The 13,948-nt window shown below is 36.9% G+C and carries 13 protein-coding genes; all 13 read left to right on the top strand.

What is annotated here, in order from left to right:
• Nucleotides 1-43: 43 nt before the first annotated feature.
• The 13 genes from AMD28_RS12825 to AMD28_RS12885 all read left to right on the top strand — a co-directional run bounded on the left by AMD28_RS12825 (nt 44) and on the right by AMD28_RS12885 (nt 13,892).
• Nucleotides 44-829 (top strand): enoyl-CoA hydratase-related protein, encoded by a 786-nt coding sequence (locus tag AMD28_RS12825; RefSeq protein WP_055444539.1) that lies wholly within the window; start codon nt 44-46, stop codon nt 827-829.
• 112 nt (nt 830-941) lie between these two features.
• Nucleotides 942-2,129, top strand: a complete 1,188-nt coding sequence (locus AMD28_RS12830) for a 3-hydroxyacyl-CoA dehydrogenase NAD-binding domain-containing protein (protein WP_055444540.1) — start codon at nt 942-944, stop codon at nt 2,127-2,129.
• Nucleotides 2,130-2,218: 89 nt separating this feature from the next.
• The gene (locus AMD28_RS12835) at nt 2,219-2,623 is read left to right on the top strand and encodes a hotdog fold thioesterase (RefSeq protein ID WP_055444541.1); all 405 of its coding nucleotides are present in this window, start codon (nt 2,219-2,221) and stop codon (nt 2,621-2,623) included.
• A gap of 34 nt (nt 2,624-2,657) precedes the next feature.
• Nucleotides 2,658-3,518, top strand: a complete 861-nt coding sequence (gene ypfJ, locus AMD28_RS12840; protein ID WP_055444542.1) for a KPN_02809 family neutral zinc metallopeptidase — start codon at nt 2,658-2,660, stop codon at nt 3,516-3,518.
• Between the two features lie 261 nt (nt 3,519-3,779).
• Complete coding sequence (locus AMD28_RS12845) at nt 3,780-4,991, top strand: 3-oxoadipyl-CoA thiolase (RefSeq protein WP_055444543.1); 1,212 nt, start codon at nt 3,780-3,782, stop codon at nt 4,989-4,991.
• Between the two features lie 134 nt (nt 4,992-5,125).
• On the top strand, nt 5,126-5,515 hold the full coding sequence (locus AMD28_RS12850; protein ID WP_055444544.1) for a VOC family protein: 390 nt from the start codon (nt 5,126-5,128) through the stop codon (nt 5,513-5,515).
• A gap of 1 nt (nt 5,516) precedes the next feature.
• Nucleotides 5,517-8,018, top strand: a complete 2,502-nt coding sequence (gene paaZ / locus AMD28_RS12855; RefSeq protein WP_055444545.1) for a phenylacetic acid degradation bifunctional protein PaaZ — start codon at nt 5,517-5,519, stop codon at nt 8,016-8,018.
• 112 nt (nt 8,019-8,130) lie between these two features.
• Nucleotides 8,131-8,424, top strand: a complete 294-nt coding sequence (locus AMD28_RS12860; protein WP_275077408.1) for a GIY-YIG nuclease family protein — start codon at nt 8,131-8,133, stop codon at nt 8,422-8,424.
• Between the two features lie 39 nt (nt 8,425-8,463).
• Entirely contained in the window at nt 8,464-9,216 is a 753-nt protein-coding gene (locus tag AMD28_RS12865) for an enoyl-CoA hydratase/isomerase family protein (protein ID WP_055444547.1), read from the top strand.
• Complete coding sequence (locus AMD28_RS12870; RefSeq protein ID WP_055444548.1) at nt 9,217-9,555, top strand: avidin-fold protein; 339 nt, start codon at nt 9,217-9,219, stop codon at nt 9,553-9,555. It begins immediately after the preceding gene.
• A 1-nt stretch (nt 9,556) separates the two neighbouring features.
• Nucleotides 9,557-10,153, top strand: a complete 597-nt coding sequence (locus AMD28_RS12875) for an acyltransferase (protein ID WP_055444549.1) — start codon at nt 9,557-9,559, stop codon at nt 10,151-10,153.
• 257 nt (nt 10,154-10,410) lie between these two features.
• Complete coding sequence (locus AMD28_RS12880) at nt 10,411-11,724, top strand: dihydrolipoamide acetyltransferase family protein (protein WP_055444550.1); 1,314 nt, start codon at nt 10,411-10,413, stop codon at nt 11,722-11,724.
• A 116-nt stretch (nt 11,725-11,840) separates the two neighbouring features.
• Nucleotides 11,841-13,892 carry an alpha-ketoacid dehydrogenase subunit alpha/beta gene (locus AMD28_RS12885; protein WP_055444551.1) on the top strand — a complete coding sequence of 684 codons (2,052 nt, stop codon included), beginning with the start codon at nt 11,841-11,843 and terminating at the stop codon, nt 13,890-13,892.
• Nucleotides 13,893-13,948 lie beyond the last annotated feature (56 nt).

Raw genomic sequence — 13,948 nt, forward strand, 5'->3', positions numbered from 1 at the left:
CATTCCGCACTGGATGCGGAATCTAGAAATAAAAAAATAAGGTATGAGTAATAATTCAATTCTATTAAAAGTTGAAAACAAAGTAGCGTATATCACGCTAAATAGACCAGAAGTATTTAATAGTTTCAATCGTGAAATGGCATTTTTACTGCACGACACATTAGATGCTTGTGAAAAAAATGAAGATGTGAGAGCTATTGTGCTTACAGGAAACGGAAAAGCATTTTGTGCTGGTCAAGATTTAAAAGAAGTTACAGATCCAGATTTAAATCCGGGATTTAAAAAAATACTAGAAGAACACTACAACCCAATAATCACTAGAATTAGAAATATTAAAAAACCAGTTATTGGTGCTATTAACGGAGTAGCTGCAGGAGCAGGAGCAAATATAGCCTTGGCTTGTGATGTTGTTGTAGCGCATGAAAAAGTAAGTTTTATTCAAGCTTTTAGTTTGATAGGTTTGGTTCCAGATAGTGCTGGGACTTTCTTTTTACCAAGATTAATCGGATTTCAAAAAGCATTAGCATTAGCCATGTTAGGAGATAAGATTGGTGCAGAAGAAGCTGAAAAAATGGGCATGATTTACAAATGTGTTCCTACAGAAGAATTTGAGGAAACCATTAACAAATTAGCTTTAAAACTAGCAAACATGCCAACCAAAGCATTGGGTATGATTAAAGAATTATTCAATAAATCGATGACCAATGATTTAGAATCGCAATTGGCTTTAGAATCTAAATTGCAAATAGAAGCAGCACAAAGCAATGATTATGCAGAAGGCGTTGCAGCATTTATTGAAAAACGTAAACCAGAATTCAAAGGCAATTAAAAGTTGTCAGTTCGAGTGAAATTGCTTTTTTAGCAATTTTGTATCGAGAACAAATAAGGAACATTAGTTTGTCATTCCGCACTGGATGCGGAATCCATAATAAAAGAAAAATATGAACGTAGGAATCATAGGAGGAGGAACCATGGGAAGTGGCATCGCACAAGTGGCTGCAACCTCTGGTTGTAAAGTGAAATTATACGATACCAACCAAGCTGCTTTAGATAAAGCAAAAGCAAGTTTGGAGAAAATATTATTGCGTTTAATTGAAAAAGGAAGAATAGATACTTCTGAAAAAGATAGAATTCAAGCAAACATCGCTTATGTAAGCAACCTAAAAGATTTAGCAGATTCTAATCTTACTATTGAAGCAATTATTGAAAACCTAGACATTAAGAAAAAAGTGTTTTCCGAATTAGAAAGCTATGTTGCAGATGATTGTATTATTGCATCAAACACATCTAGTTTATCTATAGCATCCATTGCAGCATCCCTTAAAAAACCAGAACGCTGCGTTGGGATTCACTTTTTTAACCCAGCGCCTTTAATGAAATTGGTGGAAGTAATTCCTGCCATACAAACTTCAAAAGAGGTTTTGGAGAAAGCTATCCAAACGATTACCGATTGGAAAAAAGTAGTAGCAGTTGCTAAAGACACGCCAGGATTTATAGTAAATAGAGTAGCAAGACCATTTTACGGAGAAGCCTTAAGAATTTATGAAGAAGGATTAGCCGATTTTGCAACCATCGATCACAGTTTAAAATCTTTAGGAGGTTTTAGAATGGGACCATTCGAACTTATGGATTTCATAGGAAACGATGTCAATTATACGGTAACCGAAACCGTATTCACCGCTTTCTATTTTGATCCAAGATATAAGCCTTCGTTTACGCAAAAACGTTTTTCGGAAGCAGGTTATTTAGGACGGAAATCAGGAAAAGGATATTATGACTACGATGAAAACGGAAAAACAATTAACACAAACCATGCTAACACAAGAACTTTTGAGACCTATGAAGAGGAAATGGTTCTTAAAAATCAAATTTTCGATCGTGTATTAGTCATGCTAATCAACGAAGCAGCAGATGCCTTATTTTTAAAGATCGCATCTGCAGAAGATATGGATATCGCAATGACTAAAGGGGTTAACTATCCGAAAGGATTATTGGCTTGGGCTGATGAAAAAGGAATCGATTGGTGTGTTGATAAATTAGATGCATTGTATAACGAATACCACGAAGATAGATACCGTTGTAGCCCTTTATTACGCAAAATGAATAGAGAGAATAAAACGTTTTTTTAATCGCGACAATTGTCCCCTTGAGGGGACTTTAGGGGTGTGTAAAGTCGAAATAATAATTAATAAGATTCCCACTTTCGTGGGAAGTGAACATGAAAGGAGAACAAATCCCACATAAAATGCTATCCCAAGACGCCTACAGTACTTGGCTAGGAATAGAAATTCTAGAATGTGAAATCGGACGATGTAAAGTCGGAATGACTATTAGAAAGGAAATGCTAAACAGCATGAAAAAAGCGCATGGCGGAATTAGTTATTCCTTAGCAGATACTGCTTTCGGATTTGCAGCAAATACCCATGGGAAATATGCTGTTTCTATTGAAACAAGTATTAACCATATTGAAGCATTAAACGAAGGCGATTATATTGTTGCAGAATCTGTAATAGAAACAGTAAAGAATAGATTAGGCTTTAATATTATTAAAGTGAAACGAGGAGATGAAATGGTCGCGCTTTTTAAAGGGGTGGTATATCGTACCCAGAAAGATTGGGAATAAAATAAAACAAGTAAAGTAATAAATTGTTTAAAGTATGAAATGGCAAGGTAGAAGAAAAAGTGGGAATCTGGAAGACCAACGTGGTATGGGAAGTAAAGGTAAATTAGTAGCAGGCGGAGGAGTAGTTGCTGTGGTTGTTATTCTTTTACAACTTTTTGGAGGAGAAACAGGTCAGCAAATAGCACCATTAATAGAGCAAGTAGCAAATAGCCAAACGACACAACAAGTAGAACAGCGCGAATTAACCAATGAGGAAAAAGTCATGGGTGATTTTATGGCTACAGTTTTAGCAGATACCGAAGACGTATGGAATCAGATTTTTAGAGAATATAATTTAGGGGATTATAAAGAACCAAAAATGGTCTTATTTACAGATGCCGTTTCTACAGCATGTGGTAGTGCGTCTTCTGCTTCTGGACCTTTTTACTGTCCGGGGGATCAAAAATTATATATGGATTTAGCTTTTTTCGACGAACTTAAAACGAGATTCGGAGCAAAAGGCGGTGATTTTGCAATCGCTTATGTTACAGCGCATGAAATTGGTCATCATATTCAAACGATTACCGGAACATCCCAAAAAGTAAGACAGTTACAACAGCAAGGCGGACAAGTAGAAGCTAATAAATTATCTGTAGCACAAGAATTGCAGGCCGATTTTTATGCAGGAGTTTGGGCACATCACAATAAAAAATATTTACAAGCTGGTGATATTGAAGAAGCTATGAGTGCTGCCAATGCGGTTGGTGACGATGCGATTCAGAAAAGAACAAGCGGAAGTGTGAATTCCGATAGTTTTACGCATGGTACATCAGAGCAACGTATGGAGTGGTTTATGAAAGGCTACAATACAGGAGATATTAGAAATGGAGATACATTCTCTGCACTTATAAATTAAATTCCTGCGCAGGCAGGAATCTCTTAGCAAACAGAAAATTAATTATGTCTAATAAAAAGACATAGCAAGTACCTGCGTTAGGGATTGAAACGACATCCTTTTTTATGTCAGTTCGAGTGAAATTGCTTTTTAGCAATTTAGTATCGAGAACAAGTAAAAAAGATACAGAGAAAAGCCCGACACTACGTAGCTTTAGCGAAGTAGTGTAACGCCAAAAAAAATAGTAATAATTAAAAGATACCTGCTTTCGCAGGCATGAATATGGAAGCATATATAATAGACGGCATTAGAACACCAATAGGGAACTACAAAGGCACATTATCTGCTGTGAGAACAGATGATTTGGGTGCGTTAGTAATTTCAGAAATCGTAAAAAGAAACCCAAGCATCCCAAAGGAAGCGTATGACGATGTGATAATGGGTTGCGCAAACCAAGCAGGAGAAGACAATCGTAATGTTGCGAGAATGTCCGCTTTATTAGCAGGTTTGCCATTTACCGTTCCTGGAGAAACTGTAAACCGTTTATGTAGTTCGGGATTATCGGCAATCATTCACGCAAATCGAGCTATAAAAGCAGGAGATGGAGACGTGTTTATTTCTGGTGGCGTGGAGAATATGACGCGCGGACCATACGTAATGGCAAAACCATCTACGGCATTTGGAGGCGATTCTAAAATGTACGATTCTACTTTCGGATGGCGTTTTATCAATCCGAAAATGCAACAAATGTATGGTACAGACGGCATGGGAATGACAGCTGAAAACCTAGTCGAAAAATATAATATCTCTAGAGAAGATCAAGATAAGTTCGCACTTTGGAGTCAGGAGAAAGCAACCAAAGCACAAGAAAACGGACGCTTAGCAAAAGAAATCGTAACGGTAGAAATTCCGCAACGTAAAAAAGATCCAATTCTTTTTTCTAAAGATGAATTTGTAAAACCAACAAGCTCTTTAGCGATTTTAGGAAAACTAAGAGCCGCATTCAAAAAAGAAGGTGGAAGTGTAACTGCTGGAAACTCTTCAGGATTAAACGACGGAGCAGCAGCAACTATTATCGCTTCAGCAGATGCAGTAAAAAAATACAACCTAAAACCATTAGCACGAATAGTAAGTTCTGCAGTGGTTGGTGTCGAACCAAGAATTATGGGGATTGGTCCTGTGCAAGCTTCTAATAAAGCATTGGCTAAAGCAGGATTGACCATGGAAGATATGGATATTATCGAGCTTAACGAAGCCTTTGCAGCGCAAGCATTGGCATGTATTCGCGCTTGGGGATTGGCAGATAACGACCCGCGAATTAATCCAAATGGAGGTGCGATTGCTATTGGTCACCCGCTTGGTGTTACAGGTGCAAGAGTCGCTTTTTCAGCAGCTTTAGAATTAAAAGAGAAGAACAAAAAATACGCGTTAATTACCATGTGTATTGGTGTTGGACAAGGTTATGCGGCGATTATTGAGAATGTAAACTTGTAAGATAGTATGGGCGTTACCCAAAGGGTCGCGCTTTCACTACTCGCTCTTTTTGAGAAAAACAAAAAGGAGCTCAAACAGACCGTTCAATCGCTAACGCAAACATACGCGAAGATAAAGAGCTTTAAAGGAATCATATGAAAATAGAAAGAATAGGTGTCATTTTATACGTAAAAGCATATCAGGAATGTGTTCGTTTTTATACCGAAATTTTAAACCTTCCTATTTTATTTCAGAATGAAGAATTAACTAGTTTCGATTTATTCGGAACCTATTTAATGGTTGAAAAAGAAGATAGATCTGCGTATTTAGAAGATAATTCAGAAAATAGAAACTATAGCTGTTTGCGAATAAATGTAGCAGATGTCAAAGAGGCCTCTAATGCACTTAAAAAACAAAATATCGAAGTAGATTACCAAGAACATGCTTGGGGGAAAGTAGCAAAATTTAAAGATCCAGATGGAAATTTAATTGCTTTTAAAGATGAAGAAAGTTTTGTTAAACAAATAGAAGATTATAAAAAGTAAGATGGATAAGATTCAACACTATGTCCAAGGACAATGGACAACAGGTAAAGAAGAAGGGACACCAATTCTAGATGCAGTAACTGGCGAAGCTTTTACAAGCGTTGCTATTGAAGGTTTAGACGTTCCAGAAATTCTAAACTACGGAAGAACAAAAGGAGGAGAAGTCCTTCGTAAAATGACGTTTCAAGAACGTGGAAACATGCTTAAAAGTTTAGCATTATATCTTACCAAAAGAAAAAATGCGTTTTACGAATTGAGTTATAGAACAGGAGCAACCAAAGTAGATAGTTGGATAGATATCGAAGGTGGTTTCGGAAACTTATTTGCTAATGCTTCCTTACGTAAACTGTTTCCAAATCAATCGTATCACGTAGAAGGGGATGCTATCGATTTATCTCGTGGCGGACGCTTTATGGCGCATCATATTATGGTACCTAAAAAAGGAGTAGCAGTGCATATTAATGCATTCAATTTTCCGGTTTGGGGAATGTTAGAAAAATGTGCAGTAAACTGGATGGCTGGAGTTCCTGCTGTGGTTTTACCAGCACCTTCCACTTCGTATTTAGCCGAAGCTGTTGCCAAAGAAATAATCGCCTCAGGTATTTTACCAGAAGGCGCATTGCAAATCATAAACGGAACCGTAAAAACCATTCTTGACACTGTAGAGTCTCAAGATGTTGTCACTTTTACGGGTTCTGCAAAAGTAGGACGCTTATTAAAAGCACATCCGCAATTGATACAAGAATCTGTGCCATTTACCATGGAAGCCGATTCTTTAAACGCATCCATTTTAGGAGAAGATGCCGTTCCCGGAACACCAGAATTCGACTTGTTTATTAAAGAAGTCCGAAAAGAAATGACAGTAAAAGCTGGACAAAAATGTACTGCGATACGTAGAATTATTGTTCCGCAAAATTTAGTAGAAGATGTGCAATCGGCATTATCAAAAGCTTTAGATAAAGTAACTATTGGAGACCCAAGATTGAAAGAAGTTAGAATGGGGTCGCTAGTAAGTCATCAACAAGTGCAAGCAGTTAGAGATTCTGTAAATGATTTATCCAAAGAAGCACAAATCGTTTATGGAAGTTTAGATCAAATAAACACCATTGGAGCAGATGCTAAAAAAGGTGCTTTTATTAGTCCGATTTTATTACGTTCTGATCATCCTTTTGAAAATACCGTTATTCATGAACGTGAAGCTTTCGGACCAGTAAGTACTATAATGCCTTATAAAAATTTAGATGAAGCGATTACTTTAGCACAAATGGGTAAAGGTTCGCTAGTTTCTTCTATTGCAACAAACGATGATAAGATTGCGAAAGAGTATGTTATAAATGCAGCATCTCATCATGGTCGTATAATGGTGGTTAATCGTGATATGGCTAAAGAAAGTACTGGTCATGGTTCGCCATTACCATATTTAGTTCATGGAGGTCCAGGTCGTGCTGGAGGTGGCGAAGAAATGGGAGGAATGCGTGGAATAAAACATTATTTACAGCGCACAGCAATCCAAGGTTCACCAACTACAATTACAGAAATCACTGGTATTTACCAGCAAAACGCAAAATATAAGGAAGCGCCACAGCATCCATTTAAATACCATTGGGAAGACATCCAACCAGGAATGTCTATGAAAACCCACAGACGTACATTTACCGATACCGATATTATCAATTTTGCAAATGTCACTTGGGATCATTTCTACGCGCATACAGATATTACCTCTTTAGATGGAAGTATTTTCGAACAAAGAACGGCCCATGGTTATTTTATTATTTCAGCTGCAGCAGGATTATTCGTCTACCCAAATAAAGGACCAGTTTCTGCGAATTACGGATTAGAAGAATGCAGATTCTTACGTCCGTTATATCACAACGATACGATTTATGTAAGACTTACTTGTAAGCAAAAAGTAGATAGAGATGTTGCTTCGGCAGAACATCCTAGCGGAATTGTAAAATGGTATGCAGAAATTTTTGACGCGAATACCGATGAGAAAGTAGCATTTGCAACGGTCTTAACCATGGTTCAGAAAAAGCAAGAAGTTTTAACCGAAATGACGGAAGATAAAATCAACGCATGTCTTTCTGCATTAAAAGAAGATGCGAAACCTGAATGGGGAATGATGACGCCGCAGCACATGATCGAGCATTTGGAGTATACCTATAAAATCGCATCTGGAGAAATTCAGGATTTTGAAATTGCAACGCCTTCAACCATTTTAGACAAAGTGCATAATAGTTTATGGAACTATGATAAGTTTCCGAAGAATAGTCAATTTCCACAATTGGAAAAAGATACTTTAGAACCTTTAAAGCATCCTGATTTAGCAACAGCTATTGAAAAGTTTAAAGCACAACGTGAAAAGTATATAGAATTTTTTAAAGAAAATCCAGAAGCTAAATTAAAGAATTTAGTTTTCGGAGAATTGAATAAATACGAATCGTATTTACTAGAAAGAAAACATTTGAATCATCATTTTGAACAATTTGGATTACTGTAATTATTAATAGAAAGTCACTGCGCATTTATTGCGCAGTCGCTTGAATTTTAGCGATAATATAAATTGCAGTCGCTTAAATTGAAACGAAATGTCGAAAAAATATTATACATAGATTCTAACACATGAAAGAAATCACATCTTTTATGTTGGTGTAACAAATAATATGGAACGAAGAATGAGTGAACATAAAACAGCAACTTTTGGCACTCACGTTGGGCATTACAACATTAAAAAATTAGTCTATTTTGAAGCGCATACCGATATACGAATTGCCATCAGAAGAGAAAAGACCATTAAGAAATGGAAAAAAGAATGGAAGAAGAATCAAATAACCGAAATGAATCCGAAATGGATTGATTTGAGTTTAGATTGGGACCTTTCTAAATATAACGAGAACAAAGATTAATACGAATGCGCAACAAGTGCGCATTGACAAACTAAGAATATGAGTACACCATACGTAACATTAGATATACAAAACGAAGTAGGATACATCGAGTTTTTCCATCCTGCACACAATTCCTTGCCTGGAGATGTTTTAGCAAAACTAGCGCAAACCATTACAGATGCTGGAACTAACGACGCTATTAAAGTAGTGGTTCTTAAAAGTGGTGGAGATAGAACTTTTTGCGCAGGAGCAAGTTTCGAAGAACTAATAAACATCAACGATGCAGCAACAGGGAAAGTATTCTTTTCTGGATTCGCAAACGTGATTAATGCGATGCGTAAATGTCCGAAATTTATTATCGGACGCATTCAAGGAAAAACCGTTGGTGGTGGCGTTGGATTAGCAGCTGCAACCGATTATTGTATGGCTTCCAAATTCGCAGCTATTAAGTTAAGCGAATTAAATATTGGTATTGGACCATTTGTAGTCGGACCAGCAATAGAGCGTAAAATGGGTTTAAGCGCTATGTCGCAAATCGCAATTGACGCAAATACATTTTATCCTGCAGAATGGGCGAAACAAAAAGGTTTATTCACGCAAGTGTATGAAAGTACAGAAGCACTAGATGAAGCAGTAAAAACAACAGCAGAACACTTATGTACTTATAATACAGAAGCGATGCTAGAAATAAAAAAAGTATTCTGGCAAGGAACAGATCATTGGGATGCATTATTAGCAGAACGCGCGGCGACTAGTGGTAAACTTGTATTAAGTGATTTTACAAAAGAAAAATTAAAAGGATTTAAATAGATGTTTCATTATAATGATAAAAAATTTAAAGCTGTAAAGAACACTAGCAATGGTGAGACTTCAGAAGAAACTATTTTTCATTATAAGCAAACAAAAAATATAGTAACAGCCACTTATTCTGGAGGCCAAATTATAGAAGGTCATCTTATAGGTTTAGTTTCCAAACATGGAGAAATAAACATGAGATACCACCAGGTGAATGCGAATGGCGATTTAATGACAGGCGTTTGCAAATCTATTCCAGAAATGGGATCTAATGGAAAAATTAGATTGCATGAAGCATGGCAATGGACCTCAGGAGATAAAAGTAAAGGCAATTCAATAATAGAAGAATTATAATATGATTTACAGTTTTAAAGGCTATACACCAGTGGTTCATGAATCCAGTTTCGTGCATCCGCTTGCGGCAGTAACAGGAAACGTCATCATTGGCAAAAACTGTTATGTTGGTCCGGGAGCAGCCATTCGTGGCGATTGGGGGCAAATCATTTTAGAAGATGGCGTCAACGTGCAAGAGAATTGTACGGTGCACATGTTTCCTGGAAAATCTATTACGCTTAAAGAAAGTGCACATGTTGGTCATGGAGCCATTATTCACGGCGCCAATTTGGGTAGAAATTGCTTAATAGGAATGAACACCGTAATCATGGACGATGTCGAAATTGGCGATGAATCCATAGTTGGAGCAATGGCATTTGTAAAAGCCGAAACTAAAATCCCGAACCGAAGTTTAGTCGTTGGTAATCCTGCCAAAGTCATCAAGCAGGTTAGTGATGAAATGATTGCGTGGAAAACAAAAGGCACGCAATTGTATCAGCAATTACCAGCAGATTGCTATGAGAGTTTAAAAGCTGTAGAACCGTTACGGGAAGTGCCAGAAAATATGAAAATGCAAGAAGGAGCTTATGATACCCTTCGCGATTTTTTAAAGAAATAGTTGGTTTAATCCAATGTGAATTTATTGAAGTTGGCGTTACCACAAGGGTCGCGCTTTACACTATATCTTTTTTACTTGTTCTCGATACAAAATTGCAAAAAGCAATTTCACTAGAACTGAGATAAAAAAGGATGCCGTTTCAATCGCTAACGCAAATTGCGGTAAAAACAAAGATAGAATAAACTAACAAACGCTAGTTAATACGTTTTGTCATTCTGCACTAGATGCGGAATCTATAAAATAAAAGAAAAAAGACCATGTCTAATTACGAATTAAAGATGCCCAAAATGGGCGAAAGCATAACGGAAGGTACCATAATCAATTGGTTAGTTGCAGAAGGAGATTCTTTTGAAGAAGGAGATATCCTTTTAGAAGTGGCTACCGATAAAGTAGATAACGAAGTGCCAGCACCAGCTTCAGGAACATTAATAAAAACGATGTTTCAAGCAAAAGATGTGGTTCCTGTTGGAGGAGTTATGGCTATTCTAGAAGTTTCCGAAGAAGTAAAATCTTCAGAAAAGAAAGATGTCACTCTGAGCGCAGTCGAAGCGTCTCAGAAAAAGAAAGAAGTAAAAAAGAAACGTACTGTCATTCCGAGCGTAGCCGAGAAATCTCCATCTAACTCATTTTCAGTAAACAACACCAACACCTTCTTTTCTCCATTAGTAATTAAAATAGCAAAAGAGCATCACATTAGTTTTGAAGAATTAGCACGAATTCCTGCAACAGGAAAAGAAGGCCGATTACGCAAAAGCGATGTGTTTCAATATATAGAAGAAGGACGACCTTTTAAGTTTGCACAGTCAGTTGCAGAAAAAGATCCAACAGCATATAGAATTCCGCAATTAAATTTCGATAAAGGTAAAGGGAAAGTCATCGAAATGGATAGAATGCGCCAAATGATTGCAGATCACATGGTGTATTCTAAACATACATCACCTCATGTTACTGCTTATGTAGAAGCAGATATGACGAATATGGTCAACTGGAGAAATGCAAATAAAGTCGCTTTTCAAGAAAAACACGGAGAACGTTTAACGTTTACGCCATTGTTTGTAGAAGCAGTTGCAAAAGCGGTAAAGGATTTTCCGAATATCAATGCATCTGTTGATGGTAATAACATTATAGTAAAAGAAAACATAAATATTGGTATGGCAACGGCATTACCAAGTGGGAACTTAATTGTTCCTGTGGTAAAAAATGCAGATACTAAAGACTTAAAAACCATAGCAGCTAACGTTAATGAACTTGCCGGAAAAGCGAGAGAAAACAATTTAGTAGGAGACGATATCAAAGGTAGCACGTTCACTATTTCTAACGTAGGAACTTTTGGAAGTGTGATGGGAACACCAATTATCAATCAACCAGAAGTTGCCATCTTAGCTTTAGGAATTATTAAAAAAAGACCAGAAGTTATTACAACAGAAAAAGGAGATGAAATCGCTATTCGTAGTATGATGTACTTATCGCTTTCTTTCGATCATCGCGTTGTGGATGGCTTTTTAGGAGGAAGTTTTGTGCGAAGAGTTGCAGACTATTTTGAGCAATTTGATGTAGATAGAACTATTTAATTAAGAGTTTGTCATCCCAAACTTGATTTGGGATCCAGTTTATAAAATGAAAGTTTAATAGATTCCGAATTGTATTACGGAACGACAGAAAATAACCGCTTTTGCGGTCACTAAAGATGAAAAAAGACATACTAAAAAAAGGATTTTTAAAACTCTGTACAGCGAAAGCTATGACAGAGTTATACGAAGCTAATTTTAAGCAAGTTTCAAAATATGTACATGCAACATCACGCGGACACGAAGCGATTCAAATTGCTTTAGGAATGCAGTTATTACCTCAAGATTATGCGTTTCCGTATTATAGAGATGACGCCATGTTATTATCATTCGGTTTAGAACCTTATGATTTGATGTTGCAATTGCTAGCTAAAAAAGACGATCCATTTTCTGGAGGAAGAACCTATTATGCACATCCTAGTTTAAAGGATGACGATAAGCCAAAAATTCCGCATCAATCTTCTGCAACCGGAATGCAAACTATTCCAGCGACAGGAGTTGCCATGGGAATGCAATACAAAGAATTACAAGGTTTAGATGATAAAACGCTTAAAGATTTACCGTTTGTGGTTTGTTCTTTAGGAGATGCTTCCGTAACCGAAGGGGAAATTGCAGAAGCTTTCCAAATGGCAGCTTTAAAACAAATGCCAATCTTATATTTAGTACAAGATAACGGTTGGGATATTAGTGCAAATGCCGCAGAAACAAGAGCACAAAATGCTTTCGAATACGCACAAGGGTTTAAAGGTCTAGAGGCTATTTCTATTGATGGCGCAAACTTTACGGAAAGTTATGAAACTATTGAAAAAGTAATAGAAACTATTCGTAAAGAAAGAAGACCATTTTTGGTGCATGCTAAAGTACCCTTATTAAATCACCATACTTCTGGTGTAAGAATGGAATGGTATCGCGATGATTTAGAAGAAGCACGTTCTCGTGATCCGTATCCTGTTTTAAAACAACAATTGATAGCTGCTGGATTTACGGAAACTGAAATGGAAACTATAGAAAATTCCGCGAAAGCGAAAGTACAAGCAGACTTCGAAAAAGCATTATTAGCAGAAGATCCGAAACCAGAAGATTTATTTACAAACGATTTTGTACCAACGCCAATTACCGAAGAAAAAGGAACGCGTGCGCCAGAAGGAGCAGATAAAGTAGTGATGGTAGATTGTGCTTTATTCGCAGTGGAAGAGTTGATGAAAAAGCACAAGGAATGCTTGTTGTACGGACAAGATGTAGGTGGAAGACTTGGAGGTGTTTTTAGAGAAGCTGCAACCTTAGCGCAAAAATTTGGAGACGATCGCGTTTTTAATACCGCAATTCAAGAAGCATTTATTGTTGGATCTACTGTGGGTATGAGTGCGGTTGGATTGAAACCAATTGTTGAGGTGCAGTTTGCCGATTATATTTGGCCTGGACTGAATCAATTATTTACAGAAGTAAGTAGAAGTTGTTATTTGTCTAACGGAAAATGGCCAGTAAGTATGATTCTTCGTGTGCCAATTGGTGCTTACGGAAGTGGCGGACCTTATCATTCGTCTTCCGTAGAAAGTGTGATTACTAATATTCGTGGTATTAAAATAGCGTATCCAAGTAATGGCGCCGATTTAAAAGGTTTGATGAAAGCGGCATATTATGATCCAAATCCTGTAGTTATTTTAGAACATAAAGGGTTGTATTGGTCTAAAGTTCCGGGAACACAAGGTGCAACATCTGTGGAGCCAAGTGAGGATTATGTATTGCCTTTTGGTAAAGCGTGGGTTTTACAAGAAATTTGGAAACAAGAAAATGTAGAAACATTAACCATTGTTACTTACGGAATGGGCGTGCACTGGGCAATGAATGCATCTGAAGAATTAGGAATGCAAGAGCAAATAGAAGTGATCGATTTACGAACTTTATTTCCTCTGGATGAAGATACCATTATGAAATCGGTGAAGAAAACAGGGAAATGTCTGGTGGTTACCGAAGAGCCTTCTAATAATAGTTTTGCAAGAGCCTTGTCAGGAAAGATTCAAGAAGAATGTTTTAAGTATCTAGATGCGCCAGTAATTACGATTGGTAGTGAGAATATGCCAGCTATTCCTTTAAATGCAACTTTAGAGCAAACAATGATTCCTTCTACTGAAAAAGTAAAGGTTAAAATAAACACATTAATTAATTATTAAAAAGGTATAAATTAAATGTATTCTGATTTTCAATTTATTTTGTATATTGAACTCTT

Source organism: Lacinutrix himadriensis (assembly GCF_001418105.1).
Classification (GTDB): domain Bacteria; phylum Bacteroidota; class Bacteroidia; order Flavobacteriales; family Flavobacteriaceae; genus Oceanihabitans; species Oceanihabitans himadriense.

Excerpts from the sequence above, each read along its gene's own strand:
- AMD28_RS12825 (WP_055444539.1), top strand. The coding sequence starts at position 44 with ATGAGTAATAATTCAATTCTATTAAAAGTTGAAAACAAAGTAGCGTAT.
- AMD28_RS12865 (WP_055444547.1), top strand. The coding sequence starts at position 8,464 with ATGAGTACACCATACGTAACATTAGATATACAAAACGAAGTAGGATAC.
- ypfJ (WP_055444542.1), top strand. The coding sequence starts at position 2,658 with ATGAAATGGCAAGGTAGAAGAAAAAGTGGGAATCTGGAAGACCAACGT.
- AMD28_RS12875 (WP_055444549.1), top strand. The coding sequence starts at position 9,557 with ATGATTTACAGTTTTAAAGGCTATACACCAGTGGTTCATGAATCCAGT.
- AMD28_RS12850 (WP_055444544.1), top strand. The coding sequence starts at position 5,126 with ATGAAAATAGAAAGAATAGGTGTCATTTTATACGTAAAAGCATATCAG.
- AMD28_RS12845 (WP_055444543.1), top strand. The coding sequence starts at position 3,780 with ATGGAAGCATATATAATAGACGGCATTAGAACACCAATAGGGAACTAC.
- AMD28_RS12880 (WP_055444550.1), top strand. The coding sequence starts at position 10,411 with ATGTCTAATTACGAATTAAAGATGCCCAAAATGGGCGAAAGCATAACG.
- AMD28_RS12870 (WP_055444548.1), top strand. The coding sequence starts at position 9,217 with ATGTTTCATTATAATGATAAAAAATTTAAAGCTGTAAAGAACACTAGC.
- AMD28_RS12885 (WP_055444551.1), top strand. The coding sequence starts at position 11,841 with ATGAAAAAAGACATACTAAAAAAAGGATTTTTAAAACTCTGTACAGCG.
- AMD28_RS12835 (WP_055444541.1), top strand. The coding sequence starts at position 2,219 with ATGAAAGGAGAACAAATCCCACATAAAATGCTATCCCAAGACGCCTAC.
- AMD28_RS12830 (WP_055444540.1), top strand. The coding sequence starts at position 942 with ATGAACGTAGGAATCATAGGAGGAGGAACCATGGGAAGTGGCATCGCA.
- paaZ (WP_055444545.1), top strand. The coding sequence starts at position 5,517 with ATGGATAAGATTCAACACTATGTCCAAGGACAATGGACAACAGGTAAA.